This is a genomic window from Arthrobacter sp. sptzw42 (assembly GCF_059089685.1).
On record NZ_JBNHEX010000005.1, the window covers coordinates 23,466 to 45,022 of the forward strand.

The following is a 21,557-nucleotide window of genomic DNA, read 5'->3' on the forward strand; positions in this document are numbered from 1 at the left end:
CGGTTCCCGCCCCAGATCCGAGCAGTGGGGCTTCTTTACTCCCGACAGAACCCCCTTCGCAGCCGGCATCGGCCGCGACGCCTCCGGCAACCGCTCCGGCAGCCGCACCGGCCACCGCCGACACTAATTCGAATCCCGCCCGTTCCGGCGTCATGCCGCTTTCTCCGGCCGACACCGCAGCGCTCGCAGCCGAAATGGGGCAGGGAGGGGCGTACATGGGAGCCGGCCTTCGGGCTGTTTCAGGCGATAAAGAAGAGCCCTCCCAATCGGGTAGCAAGACATTATCGTCGGAGGCATACAACACATGGAAGCCGGCCGGCATTCAAGGCGTGGATGTAAGCAGCTGGCAACCAGGCATCGATTGGGACGCGCAGTTCAACCAGGGAGCCCGCTTTGCCTATGTGAAGGCTACCGAGGGCACCACTTACACCAACGGAGAATACCCAAGTCAATACACCGGGTCCTTCAACGCGGGCATGGTCCGCGGCGCATACCACTTTGCAACGCCCAGCACATCTTCCGGGGCAGATCAAGCACGCTACTTCGTATCCCGGGGCGGAGGCTGGTCGGCTGACGGGATGACCCTTCCGCCGCTCCTGGACATTGAATACAACCCATACCAGACTCTGGGCAACACCTGCTACAACATGACATCAAGTCAGATGGTGAGTTGGATCCGTGACTTTTCAAACACCATGGTGGCGCTAACCGGGCGTAAGCCCGCAATATATACGACCACTGACTGGTGGAAAACCTGTACTGCAAATAATGGAGGCTTCTCCGACCACCCGCTGCATTTGGCCAGCTACGCAACTGCTCCCGGAACTCTTCCTAACGGCTGGAGTGCGTACAGCATCTGGCAGTATTCCTCGGAGGGCCCTTATGTGGGCGACTCCAACGTTTGGAACGGTACCTACGCTCAGCTGAAAGCTTTCGCCTACGGTCGGCCGTTGAACGCGGGAGAAAATGCCATCTCGAGCCTGGCCGAACATATGCCGCTCGGCGCTCCGCAGAGCAGTGTTGTGTGTGGGCTTAGAGATGCAGGGTGCTACCAAAGCTTTCGGAACGGTGAAGTGCTTTGGTCCCCGTCGACTGGGGCTTGGACCTCCCGTGCGGGAGCCATCCGGTCCCTGTACCGGCTGACCGGGGCTGAGAACGGCGCAATGGGTTATCCCACAAGCGGTGAACAGTGCGGGCTCAAGGGTGGCGGCTGCTACCAGATGTTCCAGGGCGGCGCGATCATGTGGTCCCCGCAAACAGGGGCGCAGCTTTCCCGCCACGGGGCCATACGCACGGCATGGGCAGCCAGCAATTTCGAAAACGGAGTGCTCGGTTATCCCTCCAGCGGTGAAATCTGCGGACTAAAGAACAATGGGTGCTACCAGTCGTACCAGAATGGCGTCATCCACTGGAGTCCGGAGACTGGCGCCCACGCTAGCCGCAATGGTGCCATCCGTACTTTGTGGGCTTCCAGCGGCTACGAAAGAGGTTTCCTGGGTTATCCCACTGGCACGGAGACCTGTGGGCTGAAAGATGGCGGCTGCTACCAAGACTTCCAGAACGGACAAATCCACTGGACTCCCGGAACCGGTGCAAACGCCACCCGTGGCGGTGCTATCCGGAGCCTCTGGTTGTCCTCGCGGTCTGAAGAAGGTGTATTGGGCTATCCCACCGGATTGGAGACCTGCGGGCTCAAAGACGGGGGCTGCTACCAGTCCTTCCAAAACGGCCAGATTCACTGGAGTTCCAAAACTGGTGCCCAAATGACACGGAATGGCGCCATACGGAACGTCTGGGCTGGAAGCCGCTACCAGGACGGCGTACTAGGGTTCCCTATCGGTAACGAAACGTGCGGCCTCAAGGACGGTGGCTGCTACCAGTCGTTCCAGGGGGGCCAGGTTCATTGGTCGCCTGCAACCGGGGCACACATGACGCGCGCTGGAGCCATCGCCACCTACTGGGCCCAGTCGGGCTGGGAAAACGGCCCCTTGGGATACCCGACCGGCACCGAGACATGCAGCGCCGCTGGTGTCTGCTACCAGACCTTCCAGAAGGGGACGTTGGAATGGACCGCGGAAACTGGAGTCCGGCGCCGATGACCTAGCAAGTTCCGAAACTCATCCCGCATGACGCGAAAGGGTCAGACTGACGAGCCTCGTCATTGCGGCCCGGTCAAACGGCCGTTGCAACTTTCACAACTTTTGTGCAGTTGCAACGGCCGTCGCGTTTCCAACCACGTCCACTCCCCAACAGCCATGACGGCATCATTGCAACCGAAATAGCTCATCATTTGGAACAATGCGTTCTGACACACCTCGCCGATACTATGTCCACGCACAAAGACGCCCGGCCGGGATTTCCCGGCCGGGCGATTTGAGATTATTGAAGGTACCCCTAAGAACGGGCTACGGGCGGAAGGCGTGCATTACAAGCTTGCCCAGGCCGGGCCACATTCCCTTGCTGACCACCTTGGGCGTGAGGGAAACTGCGTTTAGCCGAGACGTCAGGTGAATGCGGGCAGCACGTGCGGCCTTGTTCCACCCCAACTTCGCGAAGTCGCGGGCGCACTCATCGAAAAAAGCGCGTTCCTCTGCAAAGCGGCGGCCATCGAGGGCCCGAACCGAGGAGTCGGAATCGCGGTGGCGCCGATACTGGAAGCAAACGGTATCAGTTACGAGCATCTTGCCGCCGTCCATAATGATGTCCATCGCCAGGGCGATGTCCTGGACCACGTTGTACTGTTCCCGGAAATCGTGTTTGAGGATTGCCTCGGCACGCCACGCAACGGACGGGAAGTACAGCCAGTCACCCGTGATGAGGCTTTCTGCTATGGGCTCTCCAGCGATGATTGCTTCTGACGACCCACCAACCGCAAGACGTCGAAGGCCAGCTTTTACCTTGTCGCCAAGCGGCTCATATACCGCTCCCTTTTCGTCTATCACTTCGACGCCGGGCTGAAATATCATGACCTCGGGGTTCTGGAAAGCCTTTCGAACTGCGCCCACATAATTGGGCAGCATAATGTCGTCCGCCCCCATGACAACGACGACGTCGTGCTGAACCAGGCTCAAGCACTTCTTGTAGTTGCCGTTGGCGCCCAGGTTGGTTTCGTTGCGGAAGTAGCGAACGCGGTCATCAGAATCAACCAATTGCTGGAAATAGGCGGGCAAGTCAGCATCCGGATATCCGTCATCAACGATGGTCAGCACAAAGTCTCTGTCGTCCTGGCCAAGCACGGAGTCAACTGCGGCTTTCATCATCGCCACGTCGCCGTAATAGGGCAGCATTACATCTATGGTCAATTTTTACTCTTCTCTAAGAACGCGGGTCTGTTCAGCAGCTTGGTCAATAGTTGGACGGCTGGCACCAAGGGTTGAGGCTTCCGAGAGTTTGCCCACTGCCGCCCGCAATAGCGCCACTTCTTCGGCAAGTATGCGTGTCTCATCCTCAAGTATCGTGAGTTCGCGTGAGACGTGCAGGCCCACACCCACCAGCAGCACAATGGAAAGCGCAAACAAGAGGTTGGCGGGAACACGAACTCCTACAGCCGACGCTGCAAAGTCCAATAGGTTAGGGAATAGCCCCAGAACTATGGTCAGGCCCCCAACAACCAGCCAGAGCACCGCGTATTTTTCGCGGAGCTTCCCTTCCCGAAGCATCAGCAGGACGGCCAGGACCATCCCGATGGACGTGACCAAAGAAAAAGCAACACTCACGCGGGAACACTTCCTTCTCCGGCAATGTCGCCCGGCCGGGGGGCAGCTGACTCCAACTGCACGCGAGGGCGCCTGCGGGCTAGAGCAAAGCAAAGAACAAGTCCGGAACGCGCAAGGTAGATCATAGCTTTTACGGGACTGTGGCTCGGGGTGCCGGCCTGCCGGACTTTCATCTCTACAGGAATCTGCACCACACGGCAGCCGGACTTGATGGCTACGACCAGCGAGTCAATGGTGTCTCCCAGGTACTCGGCCGGAAAGTGGTCAATGTACTGGTGCAATGCCTTTTCGTTCGCGGCCCGGAATCCGGAGGTTACGTCCGTCAGCGGAGTACGGGCCACCTTCGAGATGACCTTCGCCAAGGCAGACATTGCCCAACGGCGCGGTCCCTTTGCCTCGTAGGTGCCCCTGCCGGCAAATCTGGCCCCTATCGAAATGTCGGCCTCGGCCAGTCCTGCCAGTACTCGGTCAATATCGTGGGGGTCGTGCTGGCCGTCGGAGTCAACCTGGATGGCAGCAGAGTAGCCATTCCGGATGGCGTACTTGAAGCCGGTCCTCATAGCGCCGCCAACTCCCAGGTTGAAGGGCAGCCGCAGCACCGCTGCCCCGGCCTTTTCTGCGATCAGGGCAGTATCATCGTGGGATCCGTCGTCCACGACGAGAATGTCATGCTGGGGAACAACACGCCGTACGTTTCGGACCGTGTCACCGATCACTTCGGCCTCGTTCCAGGCAGGCATGATGATGAGCGTGCCGGATCGCGTCTTGTTACTCATGATTTGAAACTATAGCAAGGGGCGTGCCGCCCCCTGTGCCGCCTGAACGTGGATCAAAGCTGAGGCCTGCATAATTGTAAGGTTGACAATCAGAATGAGGAGCTTGGATCGATGACTTGGTGGCAGACCCTTCCGACGTTTGCGTCGGCTGCATTGATCTACTTCCTGCCTGGTCTGGCAATACTTGCACTCATGGGGGTCCGCCGCCTTAACCTGGCGGCTTTGGCCGCGCCCGTATCAACAACAGTCGCTGCCTGCGCCGCCGTCGTCGCACCCTACCTGCACTTGCCTTATACGCCAGTGGTTTACTTCGCGATCAGCACGGTGCTGGCCTTGGTCGCATGGGGCCTCCGCCGGTGGTGGATGCACAAGGAGCTTGGCCGCTTCCATCTTGCGGACAACGGACCCCTGGACACAAAGGACTTGGGCCGGAGGACGTCGGTCCTCGCGGTGCCGTTAGGGCTACTGTTTGCAGCAGTACTCATCAGCGCCCGATTCATAGCCGGCTTCGGCAGTCCTGACAGTTTTTCGCAGACCTTCGACAATGTGTACCATCTCAACGCCGTGCAACATATCGTCCAGACTCAAGTCGGGTCGTCACTTACGGTCGGGAACCTGACAGAAGCATCAAGCTATTTTTACCCTGCCGGCATGCACGACATGATGGCCCTCCTTCAAATGCTGACAGGCAGTTCCATACCTCTTGTAGTGAACGTTGGCACCATCATCATCGGAGCCTTGGTATGGCCGCTGGGATGTATGTTCCTTGTCTCCCGGCTGGTGGGATACCGCCCCATCCCTCTGGTTGCAGCCGCCGTCCTCTCAGCCGGATTCAGCGCTTTTCCTTACCTATTGATTGGTTTCGGCGTCCTCTACCCGAACAACGCTGCCATCGCGCTGCTCCCAGTTGTTTTGGGACTGGCGGTGGAGCTTCTTGGAATGTCACGGAACCCTGCTTCTTCCTTCCTTCCTCCGGCAGTGGCGTTCTGCGCGGCCTTCCCCGGGATGGTGCTGACCCACCCAAGCGCCATGGTGGCCATGCTGGGATTTCTGGTGCCGGTCATGTTGGGCCGTCTGGTATTGGCGTTCACCGAGTGGAGAGCGGGCAACACAACGAAGCGCGCCGTTGTTCGATGGGCGATCGCCGGCACCTTGTACCTTGCAGTGGTGGCTACGGCCTGGTTGGTTCTCCGACCGAGCCTTGGCGCAGCACCATGGACTCCTTTTCAATCGAATGCCCGGGCTATCGGTGAAATTTTGGGCAGCGCGCCGATGGGGACCACTACGGCTTGGGTCCTCGCCACTCTTACAGTCATTGGCCTTTATGTGGTCGCCCGAACGTTGCGACAGACATGGTGGATTCTCGGCATGTACCTAGTTGCAGCAGTTCTTTACATGGTCGTCTCGAGCTGGACGCCCGGGGCTTTCCGGACGCTTCTGACAGGTGTCTGGTACAACGACAGCTTCCGGCTGGCCGCTCTACTCCCAGTAACAACTCTTCCCATCGTCGTTTTCGGAGCCGAGTGGCTGGTGTGGCGTTTCAGAACGCTACTGAAGCACCTGTCGACGTCAGAGCAAACGCAACTGGGTATGGTACCCGCCTCCGTCGTCAGGGCTTTTAAATTCCGGGCGCCCGCAGGCACTAGTGTCGTTTCCGTCTGGATTGTTCTCGCTTTTCTGGGGCTGGCCGCCCAGGGTGGCACTTTGTCCCAAGTACAACAGCGGCTGGAGTTTATTTTCTCGACAAGTGCCACGTCAGATCTTCTGGACGAGGACGAACTGAAGGTCCTCAATGAGGTAAAAGGCCATGTACCTCCAGACGGAGTGGTGGTGGCCAATCCGCTGACGGGTGGGTCCCTGGTTTACGCTTTAGCCGATCGACAGCCCCTCGCCCCGCATATCTTCGGTGAAAGAACTGAGATGGAGCAGCTTTTGCTCGACCACTGGGACGAGGCTGCATACAACAAGGTCGTTTGCCCGGCAATCCGGGAGCTCAACGCCTACTGGGCTTTGGATTTCGGGACAAAAACTGTCATTCCCACGGAAGATCCTTTCCCAGGTTTGGCCGACCTGGCCGCTGGCACTGCGCCGGGAATAGAAGAACTGGCCACCTCGGATGAGGCAAGGTTGGTAAGGACCACAGCCTGCGACTAACCGCGTTTCCACACATGCAGGGTGGAATAGGAGCTCGACAACAGGCGAATACCGCCCACCGACTCGAACTTACCGATCAGACGCCGTTATTTGTAGGTGATGACTGCTCCACCACCAGCGGACCAGCTGATGCGACCGCCTTGGTAGTCCTGGGCGACGCCGCTGCCCGAGACGTACTCATCCGTGAGGGGGTATCCAAGACGCCCCCGCTCAAAACCGGTTCCCGCCCACGCCTGGCGGATCGCACCAACGGAATAATGCGCCCCGGTGGCCGGTGACCAGTTAATGGCGCCGCCTTGATAAAGCTGGTAAACGCCGCCGTTGATGAGGCCTCCAACCTCATCAGAGGTCGGGTAACCAAGACGCCCCCGCTCAAAACCGGTTCCCGCCCACGCCTGGCGGATTGCACCAACCGAATAATGCGCCCCAGTAGCCGGCGACCAGTTGATGGCGCCGCCTTGATAAAGCTGGTAAACGCCGCCGTTAATGAGGCCTCCAACCTCATCAGAGGTCGGGTAACCAAGACGGCCCCGCTCAAAACCGGTTCGCCCCCACGCCTGGCGGATTGCACCAACCGAATAATGCGCCCCAGTGGCCGGCGACCAGTTAATGGCGCCGCCTTCGTACATCTGGTAGCAGCCGCCGTTGACTAGCCCACAGAGTATGCCCCCGGTGGCCGCTCCAAGGCCCGGGTTTGCTGCCGCTACCGCAGCAATGGCACTAGCGGCAGCAGCCGGAGTCGTTGGCGATCCCGGAGAGTTGAACGCCGTGACGCCCTGGCGGACCGTGACCATAGGCAGCCCACTGTTCCTCACCGTCGCCATATGCGCGTCGAGCACGGCAGTGTCCGTATGGTAAATGCCGGCACCGAGGTTAGCTCCTACCTCGTGGTACACCAGGACCAGCCAAGTATTGTCAGCTTTCGCGGTATTGACCCAGCCCTGCACCGTGGCGGCAGTAGTAGTTGAAACAATGTTCTGCACGAGTATGTTGTACGGATTGAAGCTCGCCTGGGCGTTGAACCCGACGTTCGTGTTGCGTTGCGTGGCGTAGTATTTCTGGACCGCCGAGGTGGTCGTTGAATTGGACGCGCCGTATGGACTGGCGAAATCAACTGCGGCTGAGGGTCCGAACATTTGCTGCAGGGCCGCTTTGCTCCGCCCGAGCTCGTCATCGAGCTGTTGGGGGGTAAGGGTAGTCAGATCCGCATGGCTGACGGCGTGGGACGCGATTTGGTCGCCGCGGTTGGCGAATGCCTGGATCTGCGCCTGTGTCATGTAAGTCGGTTGCGCGTTGACCAGTGCCGAGGAAATATACATCGTGGCCGGTACCCCGTACTTGTTCAGGACGGGAAGCGCGTTTTCGTACTGACTGGCCCACCCGTCGTCAAAGGTCACGCTCACCATGCCCTCGTCGACCGCCTGGGCGGCCGGGCCAGCCCAGAGAGACGCGCCGCAAAGCACCAGCACGAAGGAGAGTGGGACCGCGAACCAGGGGTTTGTTGGTGGTCTTTTGCCGTTTCTCCCCTTGGCCGCGCCCGACGAGGACTGCAAGGACGGCGGACGGTCATTCGTGAGCGGACCGGCAGGCCCGAAAACCCAGAATTGCTTCATGACTTCCACCCGTCCTCACCCGGCCGTCTTGGTTTCCCCTGCCGGCAGACAGTCGTACCTTTGGCCCGCTGATTACCCTCGGCTACTGCGGGAGCCACGGTCGGCGGTCTGCCGTCGTGCATCCGCCACCGTAATCCCCGGCCGGCCCGCGCGGCTACAGTAGGGACTACGCGTTTTCCCGCTTAGTAGCTACCTGCCCGGCACCGGGCCAGCATGGCCCACCCGGGCTTTGCCTCGTTACCGGCAATACACCACAAGTCCGCAGGACCGCGCGAAGCGATCGAGGAATCTGCCTGGGGCTGTGGTCGACGCCTTAGCTGGCTTTTTTGGCCTCGTAGGCGGCCCTGGCGAGCTCGGGCAGGACAGTCCACGTTGCCCACTTAACCCCCAACGGCGATGCCTCGGCCAGCGCGAGCGCGTCGTCGGAAGTTTGGAGGAGGGCTAATGACTTACGTTCTGCCCCGGGTAATCCGTCCAAGACGCCGTCTTCCACGATTCCACTCTTGTCGGAGACGGCTACGACATAAATGTCAGCTTGAAGTTCGGCTGCGCGGCGTGACTCCCACAGGAAGGGACCCGTGCCAGAGTCAAGCGCCTTCCTTTTCCCTTCAGCCACCACTTTCTGCAGGACAGGGGCGGGGACCACGCCAAATTCTTCCAGTATCCGAACTTGGTTGGAGTCGTAGTCGTACACCTCAAAGTCCGCACCCGGCGCCGTGCTCGCACCGAGATAGAGGAAAGTTGATCCCTCCAGGTCGGTGTAGCTGGACTTCGCCTTTGCGATGTCCTCCAGAATTCCTTCAACTAGCTCGCGCGCTGCCTCCGGTTTTCCGAGGACCCTTCCGACCGTAGTTGTCGTTGTTTGCCAGTCTGTCCCAAACGGTTGGCCGGGAAATGCCACGACTGGTGCAATTTTGGTGAGGTCTTCGTACTGTTCTCTTGTTATTCCCGAATTCACCGCCAGGATGATGTCGGGTTTCACCGATTCCAGCGCATCCAAGGGAAGATCTTCGTCGTCGTACCTGTACTGAACCGGCATGACGGCGTTCATGCTGGTTACCGCCTTATTAAACCAAAGGCTGGTGCCAAACCCCCGCGCCTCGTACTGTGGCACTCCCACCGGCACTACGCCTAAGGCAATACACACATCGTGACTGGCGTAACCGAGTGTTGCTATGCGGGCAGGTGCCGAGCCGATGCTGGTGGACCCGAAGGCATGGGTGACCGTGACCGGAAAAGTCGCCGTTTCGGAAGGACCAGCCTGCGTGTCCGCATTTCCCACGCACCCGCCGAGCAGCAAGGGCGACGCAGCAATCGCTGCCAGCAACGATCGACGTGTGAGATTTTGCGCCAACCCGGCTGCGCTTTCCTGCATGGTGGTTCTCCGATCATGCCCCGTAGGTCGGAGGAAAACCTCCACGGGTGCTTGCTAATTCTTGCTGGCAGCTTCAGTGTTGGAGCTTGTGGCTACTGAGCTCTGGAACGGTTTCGCAGTTCGGCTACAACATCGTGAACTTCACCGTCCATAACGACGTGACCGTGCTGCAGCAGCACGCCGCGCTCACAAATGGTGGATACGAGGTCAAGATCGTGGCTAACAACAAAAAGGGTTTTACCCCTCGCGGCCAGTTCTTTGATCTTCGCTATGCACTTGCGCTGAAACGGCTCGTCTCCTACCGCTAGGATCTCATCTATGAGGAAAACCTCAGGATCGGTGTGTACGGCAATGGAAAAAGCCAGGCGCAGATACATTCCCGAAGAGTAGAACTTTACTTCGGTATCTATGAACTCACCGATTTCAGAAAAGCTGACAATTGATTCAAACTTTTCATCTATTTCGGCTTCTGTCATTCCCAAGATGGCGCCATTGAGATAGACATTATCGCGGCCGCTGAGATCATGATGAAAGCCAGCACCAACTTCAATAAGGCCCGCCACGCGCCCCCGTGTCAGGACTGTCCCACTGTCGGGTTGCAGCACTCCGGAGATAAGCTTCAAAAGCGTTGATTTGCCCGAACCATTCAGTCCAAGCAGGGCTACCGTTTCACCGTGCTGGACATCGAGGGAAACATCCTTCAGGGCGTCAAACTTCTTGGACAGGTCACCTTTTCGGCCGCGCATCAACCAAACAAGCGCTTCCTTCATCGAGCGGGTATGTCGAAGGACAAACTGTTTACGAACTCCAACGCAGCTAATTGCCCTGTTATCAATGTCGACCAACTAGAGCTCCTGAGCGAAGTGGATGGCCAGCTTACGAAACACAACTTGGCCTGCAAAGAGAATGACAAGAGAGATGCAGAATGCAACAGGCAACCAATGCGTTACAAGGTCGGGCGGCAGTGTAACCAGCGGCACCTGATCAGGGTCAAGAGTTGGATACCAGAAGGCCCAGTGAAATATCTCAACCCCAACCGTGAGAGGGTTCAGCTGATAAACCCAAAACCAGGGGCCCATCACCCGCTCCACCATTGTCCAGACATAAAGCACCGGCGACGCCCAGGTAACGATCATGAGCATCATGTCGACGAGGTTCTCGGAATCCCGGAAGTAGACGTTAGCGGCACCGAACAAAAGCCCGAGGCCGGTGGCCAGGACCGACACCATGACAAAGGCCGCCAGAACAGCCACCAATTGCAGGACCGAGGGCGTCCATCCTGCAATCAGGCACGCCCCGACAAGTACTGCAGCTTGGGGAAGAAAGTGCGCAGCAGATACCCAGACTGTTGCGACAGGGAAGAGTTCGCGGGGAAGGTAAATCTTTCGAATAAGGTCCCTGTTGTCCACTATAGATCGGGTGGAATTGCCAAGAGCCTCTGTGAAGAAGTTAATGAAAACAATTCCAGAGAAAAGATAAATCGCGTAATTCGGGGTGCCATGTTGCAGGTTCAGGAATATGCCCAGAGCAACAAAGTAGACAAGGAACTGCATAAGGGGCTTCATATAGGACCACAACAGACCCAGTGCTGATCCTCGATAGCGGATCTTGATTTCCTTGCGCACAAGAAGCTTTAGCAAAAAGCGATTGGCATACACATCCAGCAGGCCCCGCCCACTGCCTGGTTTGATCAGCTCCTCACTCTGAGCCATCAACCGCGGTCCTTTGAAGAAGCGCGCACAGAGGACTTGAATGTCGCCTGCCATGACTCAAGGGAGGTTATGTCGGGTACTGCCTTACGGTACTCCGCCGCCAAGGTTTCCCACTGTCGGAACAACTGGGCCTGCAATTGCGAGGCCTCCAACATTTTCTTTTTCAAGAGTTGGGGATTTCGTCGGTACCAGGATATTCCAGTGCCTTCGGCATTTGAAACGAGGACGCTGTCGTATGAGGAAAGGGTCCACCACTTATTCTCCCGGTGCGCAAGGTGAGCCTGAGGACGCTCCAAACTCTGGGGTTCCGGCCTTCTGAATACTTGGCGAAGCACAGTCTTTGCTGCCCACTTCGGCAGGTCCTTCTTGGCTGGCATTACGGGGGCAGCGCCGCCCCGGCCACCCCGGGCCAGACCGACAGCAGGGAAGTCATCAACATCCGTGCGGATCTGAGCTTCCGGGTGCTGGGAACGTAGCTTGTTGACCTCCGCCAACTTCGATCGCAACTCAGCGTGTAGCTGTCCAGGACCTCGCAACACATCACGGAGCGCCATGATGCGGGCTTCCTGTGCGAAGTACTGCATGGAAATCAGGTGCTTGACGTTGTTCTGGAAGGATTCACGGAGCACGCGTCCCCCCTTGGGGAACGGGCTGTGGATCAAAGCAGCAATAAGGCGGTTGCGCTCGTGAAAGTATGCCTGCCAGCCCAAGGAATCATCCTTGTCTATCCAGGAAACGTGCCAGAGAGCAGCTCCCGGGAGCGAGACAGTGGGGAACCCGGCTTCCTTGGCCCGCAAGGAATACTCGGCGTCATCCCACTTGATGAACAGTGGAAGAGAAAGGCCAATCCCGCGAATGACGGCCGTAGGGATAAGGCACATCCACCAGCCGTTGAAGTCCACATCAACACGCCTATGCATCCAGGGCGTTTGGCGAAGATTCCGTTGCCGGAAATCATGCCGATATTCAACATCTGTGTCTGGACTGACCCAACTCAGCCTGTAGGGGTCCACGACTTCACCAAATGTATGAAGAGTAGTGCGGCTGTAGAGGTCAAACATGTGGCCTCCGACTATGGTCGGTTTCCTACTGAACCGGGCAAAAGCAATGATCCGCTCGATACTGTCCGGCTCAACCAGCACGTCGTCGTCCAGCAACAGGACGAATTCGCTGCCATTATCAACCGCTTCGGCCATTCCCCGGGAAAAGCCACCGGAGCCCCCCAAATTGTCCTGCTCCACTACTCGGAGTTTGTCCCCAAGGAGTTGTTGCACCTCTTCGAACCCCGGCTCGTCCCGGACCTTTTTAGTGCCCTGATCTACTACCAGGATTTCCTTCACGCTTCGGAGAGCATGAGGGTTGGCAGCGAGGATTCTGGCGTTGGCGATACAGAAGTCGGGTTTGTTCATTGTGGTGATCTGAATCGTAGTCGACTCGCCAGTAGCGATTACAGGCTCATTCCCTGTGTACCAGGATGCACTTATCAGGCTCAGCTCCGAGTCACCGGCAACCATTTCGAACCAGTACCAGCCCCCATCACCGAACATCTCCAACGGCAAATCCAGCTCTATGTCCTGACGGCCGTTGACGCGGATGGATTGCAATCGTTGCGGGACACCGCGGGCATTCGAGCGGAATACAATCACGCTGCCAGTGCCTTCTGCTACAACCTTCAACTGTACAGAGCTGACAGTGGTCCACCGACGCCAGTAACTGGCAGGGAAGGCGTTGAAGTACGTAGCGAAAGAGACGTGCTGTCCGGGCCTTACCTTCATAGAGGTGCGGGACAGAAAGTCTTCATGGTGGGCCTCGACAGGGCTGGAACCCACGACGTGAAGTTTATTCTCGGGCAGTTTGGGGTTCCGGTAGAGGCTGTCGTCCTCAACAAGATGAAGTCCCAGCGCGCTTCCCGCGTCTACGTATAATTCGATGGCATCGAACTCGCCAGGGGGAGGAAAAACGACCCTCTGGAGCTCGAAGTCCATGGACACGCTCATGCGTCCACGCCTCCACTTTCCAGCTTTGCGCCGCTTTCAAAATGCGGCCGGATCTTGTTGTCGAACATGCTGAGCGCGGACCCAATGGCCATGTGCATGTCCAGGTATTTGTAGGTACCCAGGCGTCCGCCGAACAGGACGTCCTTCTCTGCTGCCGCCAGGTCGCGGTACTTGAGCAACCGGTCCCGGTCGGCGGAGGTGTTGATGGGGTAATAGGGCTCGTCGCCCTTCTCCGCGAAGCGTGAGAATTCGCGCATGATTACGGTCTTTTCCGTCTGGTAGTCCCGCTCCGGGTGGAAGTGGCGGGGTTCGATAACGCGCGTGTACGCCACGTCGTCGTCGTTATAGTTCACTACTGATGTGCCCTGGAAGTCCCCCACTTCGAGAACCTCCTCCTCGAAGTCGATGGTGCGCCATGAGAGGTCGCCTTCGGCGTAGTCAAAGTAACGGTCAACCGGGCCCGTGTAGATTACCGGGATGTTGCCCACGACCTTGTTCTTGCTGAACTCGTGCGACTCGTCGAAGAAGTCGGTGTTCAGCCGGACCTCGATGTTCGGGTGCTCGGCCATCTTTTCGATCCACGCGGTGTAACCGTTTGTGGGGAGACCCTCGTACTTGTCATTAAAGTACCGGTTGTCGTAGTTGTAGCGAACAGGCAACCGCGAGATGATGCCCGCCGGCAGGTCCTTTGGATCCGTCTGCCACTGCTTGCCGGTGTAGTGCTTGATGAATGCCTCATACAGCGGCCGCCCGATCAGCTGAATGCCCTTGTCATTAAGATTCTGCGGATCGGTACCCGCAAGCTCACCGGCTTGCTCCTGAATGAGGTCCCTGGCCTGGCCAGGAGTCAAGTTGGCACGGAAGAACTGGTTTATGGTGGCCAGGTTGATAGGCAGGGAGTAAACCTCGCCCTTGTGCACGCCATAGACCTTATGAACGTAGTTCGTGAAGGTGGTGAACCGGTTGACGTACTCCCACACGCGCTCGTTGGAGGTGTGGAACAGGTGGGCACCGTAGCGGTGCACCTCGATACCCGTTTGCTCTTCTTTTTCGCTGTAGGCATTGCCGCCGATGTGGTGGCGGCGGTCGATAACGACAACCTTCAAGCCGAGCTCAGTAGCGGCCTGCTCTGCGATTGTCAGGCCAAAAAAGCCGGACCCTACGATGACAAGGTCAGCGGTCACAAAATCTCCTGGTTTGAATGCGGGCAGCGCAATGGTGCGCATTGTCTGCTGCTCTAGCCTACCCGAGGCACTATGGCGCCCGTCGAATCAAGCGCGACCAAGGCGTTTGTGGTGATCCTCATCAAGCGGCGTCGGTGCTTGTCCACATACAAACACTGATCCAGGCAACGCGTTGCAGCGCTCACTAGCGTGGGCGAAAAGGCCGTAAGGATTCGTACCCATGAAATTTCATTGCACGCTGGTCCGCAGCCCAAGTGCGGGGCTGCAGGAACTACCCCGGGAGCTGACCATAGATGCACCTGAGGGGACCACCGGTGAACATGTACATGCCCAGCTGATTCAGCACTTCGGAACAGGGCCGGTCACTATCAACGGCGAAGACATCCGCTTGATGACCGTGAACTTGGCCCCCTTGGTTAACGGCGCCGTCCTTGTCGATGGGCCTACCCAGCGGAATGCCCGCAAAGTTCAACAGCGGGCGAGGGCCGAGGACGCGCACCTCGCACTGGCGGTCCACACCGGCGTGGGAGCGGGCACCGTTGTCCCGCTGCGGCGGGGTTCCTACTCAATTGGGCGAAGCGGCACCCGCATCGTGATCCCCGACCCAGAACTGTCGCGGGAACACGCCCGCCTCGACGTTACAGACACAGCCATCATGATTATCGACCTGGACAGCGCTAACGGCATCCGCATCGACGGCGAACGGGTCCGCGTCGCCGTCATTTCCACAGGCTCAATCATCACCTGCGGCAACACAAGCATGTCGCTGGTCTTCATGGATGTAACGGATAAAGAACTTGCCGACGCCGGTGCCTCCACCCGTCAGCCCTTCACCGTCCCCGGCCGAATGGATACAGCCAACAGGGCGGCCCTCCTACTGGCCGCTATTCTTCCCCTGCTGGTTGGGATAGGACTTGCCGTGCTCACCGGCATGTGGATGTTCCTGGCCTTTGCTGCCGCCTCGGCGGTGTCTGTCCTCGTGCCCCTCGCCTCACATCGCAGGCAGCGCCGCGACCTGACAACAGCAGTCATGGCCGCTATGGCAGAAGACCAAAAGCGACGACGGCGGGCCGGCCCATCACTTGCGGTTCTCGTGCTGGTCGTCAGTCAGAGACAGGGCCGCAACCCTATTTGCTCCACCGAGGAAAGAGTCTGGCTGCGGCTTGGGGAGGCTCCGCAACCCGCCAACGTGAAAGTCGAGCCTTCCATCTCCTCCGTCCACCTTCCGACCCTGGCCGCTGTTCCTGTATCGCTGGACCCGGCATCCATCAAAACCACGTTCCGCGGACCACAGGCAGAGACGGACGGCCTCGTCCGTTCGCTCGTCATGCAGCTTGCGGGCTATCCCAGGGGCCAGGGCACACGAATCATCATCTTTGGGGAAGCAGACCGACTTCCTCTGGGCGCCAGGTATTTAGCTGCTGTCACTCTCACCCCTTCTGTACCGGACTTACTTCGCATCCTGGATGAGGGCTTCGGGCGGAACTACCGGCACGGCGTACTCCTGCTGCTGGATCCTGCCGCTGCCGCGGCCGCGGGCGACGACGGCGCAATCTGTGAAAGTGCCGCGGCGCTCGGTTGGCAGGTCCTTGAGTTCCTCGCGGCCGGGGAAGGTGCGGGTGCAGATGTGGAGCTATCCGAGCAGAAATCACTCCTGCGGCTCGCCGCCGGCAACATAATTTTTGTCCCTGACTTGGCACCAGAAAGTGTCTTCCTCAGCTTCTGCCGGCACCTGGCATCCCATCCGGAACCACGGGAAAGCGCGGAGTCCGCTGTCCCCGAAGTGTGCTCACTCCAGGACGTGCTGCCGCTCTCACCCCATGAAACTGCCGCCCGCTGGAATGCCAGCGCCCGGGAACAACGTCTTCACTTTCCTCTAGGGCTGGGTACCACCGGACCACGCACTCTGGACCTTCAGACAGACGGCCCCCATCTGCTGGTCGCCGGTACCACCGGTTCCGGCAAGTCGGAACTCCTCCGCAGCCTCACCCTGGCTTTGGCCCTCAGCCACCCACCGGAGCGGGTTAATTTCCTGTTCATCGACTTCAAGGGCGGCTCCGGGCTCGGGCCCCTAGCGGAACTGGTGCATTGCGTCGGGCTCCTGACGGACCTGTCCGCCTACGAGCTCGAACGCACCCTTACTTCCCTCCGTGCGGAAATCCGCCTGCGCGAGGAAGCGTTGGCTACCGCGCGGGTGCCGGACTTAGCGGCATACGAGTCCACCCCTGCGGCACATGACTTCCCACTTCCCCATCTGGTCATCGTCATCGATGAGTTCCGCATGCTCGTGGACGATGCCCCAGAAGTACTTCGGGAACTGATGCGGATAGCGGCCATTGGCCGCTCGCTGGGAATCCACTTGGTCATGGCCACCCAGCGCCCGCAAGGAGCGCTGACAGCGGACATCCGGGCCAATGTGACCTCGAGCATTGCGCTTCGGGTCCAGTCAGAGATGGAGTCGTTGGACATCATCAATTCCAAGGTTGCGGCGGCCATCAGCATTGATGCCCCTGGGCGCGCCTTCCTGGCGCGCGGCACGGAAGCTCCCCAGGAATTTCAGGCCGCTTCCGCGGGACCAACCCGGTGCGCGTTCGGCACGAGCGCCGCCGTCACCGTGCAGCCCGCCATCGATTGTCTTGCCTTCGACAAGACGGGTGGCTCTGAAAGTGTCGCCACTGCCGAATCGCCCGCGCAGGCTGCAGCACCACTCGTGGCTATGATGCAGGACCTCTGGTGTGAGCGGAAGGGCCGGAGGCCTAGGCGACCAGTCGCCCGTCCCCTCCCACCGGATCTGGGGGGACCCCAGGAGGCGATATCAGCAACTCCGGCAGGCAGTCGCACGAGCGTGGCAGGATCGATGATCCTCGGCCTGCTGGACCTGCCGGAACAGCAAAGAGTGGCGCCACTTACGTGGAATCCTGCTGAGGACAGTCACTTGGCCCTCATCGGCGCCCCGTCCTCCGGGGGCACAGATGCCTTGGAACTGGCAGTGATGCAAGTGCTTTCGCACCCCTTTGAAGCGCACGGCTACATCCTGGATGCAGGGGGTACCCTTCACCGCACGGCGAATCACCCCCGTATCGGGGCGTATGTGGGGCTGCACGACCTGCGGCGGGCCGTCCGCGTGCTGGAACGCCTGAAAAAGGAACTGTCACGCCGGCAAAGCCAATCCCATGAACAGGACAAAGTGCCTTTGCTCCTCGTCATCGCTGGCTGGGGTTCGTGGCTTTCGGCATTCCGTGCCGGGACTTTGTCCTGGGCCGAAGAACTTGTCCAGGACCTGACCCGTGACGGCGCAGGTGCAGCGATCATTGTGCTGGTTTCCGGCGACCGCGAACTTGTCAGCTCAAGGGCATTCCCGGCACTTCCCAACCGGCTTTACTTCCCCACCGGTTCAAATCCGGACAGCCGGATAGCGTGGCCCCGAATGCCCTCTACGGCCGAGGTTAGAGGCCGCGCCGTAGCATTTGGTCCCGTCGCGCGTGGCGGTCCGGCCACTTGCCAGCTGTACAGCGCCGCCCCTGACCAGTCCTGGGAGTCCGGACCAGCAGCGAGCATGAATAACAACACAACCAGCATGGACAATGCGGACGACGAGGACAGCCATGCAAGCGCGAGTAGTGCGGGAAACTCGAGCTGCCCAGCAAGTACGCGCCCATTCAAAGTTGAACAATTGCCGTCCTTGGTGGAAGCCACAGAAATACGTCCCAACACGGAGCCACCCGGGATGGAACAAGCCCTGACCCGTGGGCGCCAATTAAGACCCGCGCGGGGCAGCACCACGCCGCGCGAGGTCCTCGTGGGTGTGGGCGGTGATGAACTAGTCCCCATGTCCTTCAGGCTGCCGGTGGCAGGAGTCTTCACCGTCCTCGGAGGATCTGGATCGGGAAAAACCAATGTCCTTCGCGCGCTGCCGCTGATGAACCCCGGCGGCGGCCCTTGGCTCTTCCCGGAAGACGGGACGGACCCGGTTGACTTCTGGCAGCGGGAACTGGCCGCCGCAGCGGCAGGCGAAACACCAAAGGGAACCGTCGCGTTGGCCGATGATGCCGATCTTCTCCCCGCCGAGGCCATCCGGGTTTTATCGGAAATGCACGCCTTGGGTTACCCCGTGGCCCTCACCGCGTCCTACAGCTCCTTGCTCATACAACGTGTGCCGCTGGTCATAAACTCCCGCTCGGCCGGGACGGGACTCCTGCTAGCACCACGTTCACTACAGGATGGTGATCTTTTTGGAATCAGGTTCGACGTGGATGCCGGCGCACCGCCCGGCAGGGGCGTTCTCGTCGCCCAGGGCCACGCCCGCAATATCCAAGTCGGCTGGGCTGGACCCATCTCCAAGCATGATCCGCGGGAACGCTAGTAAACCGCCCCAGAAGCAGTAGCCAGACTTACGGCAGATAGTTCTCAAGGGATGACACAGAAGGATGCCGGCCAGGACATGCAGACAGGCCCGCACACAGGTGCTGCCGGACAAGCGGTCAGAGGGCCGGGGTTGTGCTTCCGGTCCGGGAGGCAAAACTGATGACCTTGTTATGGAACAACAGCACGATGGCGCAAACGGCCGGGACCAGGATGGCCAACCCAGCCAAAGGCAGACCGCCAGTCAGAGTGGGAAAACCGATGGTCAAAGCAAACAATTGCGCCACCAGCGCGGCCGCCCTGGTCCAGCGGCATCCCCGGTAAAGGAACACAGCTACCGCGAACAACCAAGCAGAGAAGGCCAGCAGCAGCACAAGGGTGAAGACTGCGCCCCAAAATGAAAGGACCGGACTGCCGGCCGCCAACTGGTAGCCGTACCAGGCCGCGGCTGCCAGCAGGGCTGTCGCCTCCGCCGCCACAACCAGCGCCACCACGAGGACAGCCGGGGGCCGGCCCCCGTGGGTGCTACGCGTATGCGGTCCCGGCGGAGCCTCCTCAGGACCTTTGCCTGCGCTGCCTGAGTCGCTCGGAGGGTCGGTGGGGTACTCGGGAGGTCTTGACACATTGGCACCCTACCGGACATAGTCGGACAGTGGTGAGGGCCGCTGCCGCTACTGTGATGCATCGCTCAGCGTTCCCGGGATTTCAAGCCTTATTACCTCTTGTTTACACAGCGTTAACATGACAGGCTTGATGCAGATGACCAACGGGGCCCTGTCGGGCCCCTTTCCTTTGTAGCTACTAGTGAATAATTTCACAAAGAGCTTTTCCCAGAATTGGAGCAACTGATCAGCATGGATTGGCGTAACCGCGCAGCGTGCCTTGAAAAGGACCCGGAACTGTTCTTCCCCGTTGGAAACACAGGCCCGGCGCTCCTGCAGATTGAGGAAGCGAAAAGCGTGTGCCGCCGCTGCCCGGTGGTGGACACCTGCCTGCAGTGGGCCCTCGAGTCTGGCCAGGATGCCGGTGTCTGGGGCGGCATGAGCGAAGACGAGCGCCGCGCACTCAAGCGCCGGGCAGCCCGCGCCCGCCGGGCCTCCTGACTCCATTAGGCACACCGGCCAACAAAATTTCAAGAAAAGGCCCCGGCAGCAACCGCAAGGTTGCCGCCGGGGCCTTTTGCTGTCCCCCGACTATTTGGCTTCGAGGCTTAGACGGATCTGAACGGCAGTGCCGCCGCCTTCGCGCGGCTGCCACTGGATGGTGCCGCCGAGCTCACTGGTCACCAGGGTACGAACGATCTGCAGGCCAAGCCCCTCAACGTGAGGCGTCTCGGGAAGCCCCACGCCGTCGTCGGCGATAGTGACAGTCAGCTCTTCCCCGCCTTCTTCCCCTTCGGAGCGGTCGGCCAACAGCCAGACTGTTCCCGTACGCCCCTCAAGGCCATGCTCCACGGCATTGGTAACCAGCTCATTGATGACCAGGGCCAAGGGTGTGGCGAAGTCACTGGGCAGTTCGCCGAACATGCCGGAGCGCTCGGTCCGGACCTGTTGCGACGGCGAGGCGACCTCTGCTGAGAGCCGGAACTGCCGCCCGATCAGCTCGTCAAAGTCCACACTTTGCGTCAGACCTTGGGACAGCGTCTCGTGGACCAGCGCGATGGTGGCCACGCGGCGCATCGCCTGCTCCAGGCCCTGCTTCGCCTCGTCGCTCACCATGCGGCGGGACTGCATCCGCAGCAGCGCCGCAACAGTCTGCAGGTTGTTCTTAACGCGGTGGTGGATCTCGCGGATGGTCGCATCTTTGGTCACCAGCTCCATTTCCCGCCGTCGCAGTTCGGAAACATCCCGGCAGAGAACCAGGGCGCCGAAGCGCTGCTGCTCATCCCGCAGCGGGATCGCGCGCAGGGACAGGCTCACCCCGCGCGATTCAATCTCGCTGCGCCACGGCATCCGGCCGGTCACCACCAGGGGCAACGTCTCGTCAACCATGCGCCGGTCCTTCAGCAGGCTTGCCGTGACCTCCGCCAGCGACCGCCCCTCCAGCGATTCCCCGTCACCGAGGCGCCGGAAAGCGGAGACACCGTTGGGGCTGGCGTACTGCACGATGCCCTCGGCGTCGAGCCGGATCAGCCCGTCGCCTACACGCGGGGCACCGCGGCGGGAACCCGTGGGAGACGCGAAGTCCGGCCACAGGCCCAGGGTGCCCATCCTGAGAAGGTCGTACGCGCATTGCCGGTACGTCAGCTCCAGCCGGGACGGCATACGCGAGCTCGAGAGATCCATGTGCGTGGTGACTACGGCCAGCGTGCGGCCGTTCCGCACCATGGGAACGGCCTCCACCCGCAGCGCCATGTCGCTGTTCCAGTTGGTTTCACTGGAACGCTCAATAGAGCGGCTGTTCCATGCCTTGTCCACCAGCGGTTGGAGATCGGAGCGGATGGGATCCCCCACGAAGTCACCGTGGAACACCGTATGGGTGGTGGATGGCCGGACATGCGCCAGTGCCACATAGCCGTGGTCAGGGTGGGGGAACCAGAGGGCGAGGTCCGCGAACGCCAGGTCCGCAACCATCTGCCAGTCCCCCACCAGGAGGTGCAGCCATTCGGCATCGCCCGGCCCGAAATCAGCATGTTCCCTGATGGGGTCCGTAAAGATTGCCACTGCAC

Annotated in this window: 15 protein-coding genes; 4 read left to right on the top strand and 11 right to left on the bottom strand. The window is 59.9% G+C overall.

What is annotated here, in order from left to right:
- Positions 1–215 precede the first annotated feature (215 nt).
- A complete protein-coding gene (locus tag AC5RT4_RS07925; protein WP_494105406.1) occupies positions 216–2,099 on the top strand; it encodes a GH25 family lysozyme in 1,884 nt (627 codons plus the stop codon).
- Positions 2,100–2,405: 306 nt separating this feature from the next.
- Here the strand turns inward: AC5RT4_RS07925 and AC5RT4_RS07930 are convergent, their stop codons facing one another.
- Genes AC5RT4_RS07930 through AC5RT4_RS07940 form a run of 3 tightly spaced genes read right to left on the bottom strand, consistent with a single transcriptional unit; the run spans position 2,406 to position 4,492 of the window.
- Positions 2,406–3,302, bottom strand: a complete 897-nt coding sequence (locus tag AC5RT4_RS07930) for a glycosyltransferase family 2 protein (RefSeq protein WP_494105407.1) — start codon at positions 3,300–3,302, stop codon at positions 2,406–2,408.
- A gap of 3 nt (positions 3,303–3,305) precedes the next feature.
- Positions 3,306–3,716: a DUF2304 domain-containing protein gene (locus AC5RT4_RS07935; RefSeq protein ID WP_494105408.1), complete on the bottom strand. Its 411-nt coding sequence runs from the start codon at positions 3,714–3,716 to the stop codon at positions 3,306–3,308.
- The gene (locus tag AC5RT4_RS07940) at positions 3,713–4,492 is read right to left on the bottom strand and encodes a glycosyltransferase family 2 protein (protein WP_494040115.1); all 780 of its coding nucleotides are present in this window, start codon (positions 4,490–4,492) and stop codon (positions 3,713–3,715) included. Before AC5RT4_RS07940 ends, AC5RT4_RS07935 begins: the two co-directional genes overlap by 4 nt.
- Positions 4,493–4,603: 111 nt before the next feature.
- Here AC5RT4_RS07940 and AC5RT4_RS07945 point away from each other — a divergent pair, with 111 nt between their 5' ends.
- Positions 4,604–6,646, top strand: a complete 2,043-nt coding sequence (locus AC5RT4_RS07945; RefSeq protein WP_494105409.1) for a DUF6541 family protein — start codon at positions 4,604–4,606, stop codon at positions 6,644–6,646.
- Positions 6,647–6,732: 86 nt separating this feature from the next.
- On the opposite strand, the gene AC5RT4_RS07950 is transcribed toward AC5RT4_RS07945, so the two are convergent.
- From AC5RT4_RS07950 to glf, 6 genes are all read right to left on the bottom strand, one after another.
- Positions 6,733–8,259 (bottom strand): polysaccharide deacetylase family protein, encoded by a 1,527-nt coding sequence (locus tag AC5RT4_RS07950; protein WP_494105410.1) that lies wholly within the window; start codon positions 8,257–8,259, stop codon positions 6,733–6,735.
- 313 nt (positions 8,260–8,572) lie between these two features.
- A complete protein-coding gene (locus AC5RT4_RS07955; protein ID WP_494105546.1) occupies positions 8,573–9,634 on the bottom strand; it encodes an ABC transporter substrate-binding protein in 1,062 nt (353 codons plus the stop codon).
- A gap of 92 nt (positions 9,635–9,726) precedes the next feature.
- Complete coding sequence (locus AC5RT4_RS07960) at positions 9,727–10,479, bottom strand: ABC transporter ATP-binding protein (RefSeq protein WP_494041756.1); 753 nt, start codon at positions 10,477–10,479, stop codon at positions 9,727–9,729.
- Positions 10,480–11,346 (bottom strand): ABC transporter permease, encoded by an 867-nt coding sequence (locus tag AC5RT4_RS07965; protein WP_494105547.1) that lies wholly within the window; start codon positions 11,344–11,346, stop codon positions 10,480–10,482. It abuts the gene before it with no gap.
- Positions 11,346–13,343 carry a glycosyltransferase gene (locus AC5RT4_RS07970; RefSeq protein ID WP_494105411.1) on the bottom strand — a complete coding sequence of 666 codons (1,998 nt, stop codon included), beginning with the start codon at positions 13,341–13,343 and terminating at the stop codon, positions 11,346–11,348. The genes AC5RT4_RS07965 and AC5RT4_RS07970 overlap by 1 nt, the downstream gene beginning before the upstream one ends.
- Positions 13,340–14,527: a UDP-galactopyranose mutase gene (gene glf / locus AC5RT4_RS07975; protein ID WP_494041758.1), complete on the bottom strand. Its 1,188-nt coding sequence runs from the start codon at positions 14,525–14,527 to the stop codon at positions 13,340–13,342. Before glf ends, AC5RT4_RS07970 begins: the two co-directional genes overlap by 4 nt.
- 220 nt (positions 14,528–14,747) lie before the next feature.
- On the opposite strand from glf, the gene AC5RT4_RS07980 reads away from it, so the two are divergent.
- Positions 14,748–18,890, top strand: coding sequence for an FtsK/SpoIIIE domain-containing protein (locus tag AC5RT4_RS07980; protein WP_494105412.1), 4,143 nt, complete (start codon positions 14,748–14,750; stop codon positions 18,888–18,890).
- A 118-nt stretch (positions 18,891–19,008) separates the two neighbouring features.
- Here AC5RT4_RS07980 and AC5RT4_RS07985 read toward each other — a convergent pair whose 3' ends face one another.
- Entirely contained in the window at positions 19,009–19,512 is a 504-nt protein-coding gene (locus tag AC5RT4_RS07985; RefSeq protein ID WP_494041761.1) for a hypothetical protein, read from the bottom strand.
- 231 nt (positions 19,513–19,743) lie between these two features.
- Between AC5RT4_RS07985 and AC5RT4_RS07990 the strand changes: the two genes are divergently transcribed.
- Positions 19,744–19,992 carry a WhiB family transcriptional regulator gene (locus AC5RT4_RS07990; RefSeq protein WP_015937605.1) on the top strand — a complete coding sequence of 83 codons (249 nt, stop codon included), beginning with the start codon at positions 19,744–19,746 and terminating at the stop codon, positions 19,990–19,992.
- A gap of 90 nt (positions 19,993–20,082) precedes the next feature.
- Here the strand turns inward: AC5RT4_RS07990 and AC5RT4_RS07995 are convergent, their stop codons facing one another.
- Complete coding sequence (locus tag AC5RT4_RS07995; RefSeq protein WP_494041762.1) at positions 20,083–21,552, bottom strand: sensor histidine kinase; 1,470 nt, start codon at positions 21,550–21,552, stop codon at positions 20,083–20,085.
- Between the last annotated feature and the right edge of the window lie 5 nt (positions 21,553–21,557).

Excerpts from the sequence above, each read along its gene's own strand:
- AC5RT4_RS07925 (WP_494105406.1), top strand. The coding sequence starts at position 216 with ATGGGAGCCGGCCTTCGGGCTGTTTCAGGCGATAAAGAAGAGCCCTCC.
- AC5RT4_RS07940 (WP_494040115.1), bottom strand. The coding sequence starts at position 4,492 with ATGAGTAACAAGACGCGATCCGGCACGCTCATCATCATGCCTGCCTGG.
- AC5RT4_RS07945 (WP_494105409.1), top strand. The coding sequence starts at position 4,604 with ATGACTTGGTGGCAGACCCTTCCGACGTTTGCGTCGGCTGCATTGATC.
- AC5RT4_RS07950 (WP_494105410.1), bottom strand. The coding sequence starts at position 8,259 with ATGAAGCAATTCTGGGTTTTCGGGCCTGCCGGTCCGCTCACGAATGAC.
- AC5RT4_RS07955 (WP_494105546.1), bottom strand. The coding sequence starts at position 9,634 with ATGCAGGAAAGCGCAGCCGGGTTGGCGCAAAATCTCACACGTCGATCG.
- AC5RT4_RS07965 (WP_494105547.1), bottom strand. The coding sequence starts at position 11,346 with ATGGCTCAGAGTGAGGAGCTGATCAAACCAGGCAGTGGGCGGGGCCTG.
- AC5RT4_RS07970 (WP_494105411.1), bottom strand. The coding sequence starts at position 13,343 with ATGAGCGTGTCCATGGACTTCGAGCTCCAGAGGGTCGTTTTTCCTCCC.
- AC5RT4_RS07980 (WP_494105412.1), top strand. The coding sequence starts at position 14,748 with ATGAAATTTCATTGCACGCTGGTCCGCAGCCCAAGTGCGGGGCTGCAG.
- AC5RT4_RS07990 (WP_015937605.1), top strand. The coding sequence starts at position 19,744 with ATGGATTGGCGTAACCGCGCAGCGTGCCTTGAAAAGGACCCGGAACTG.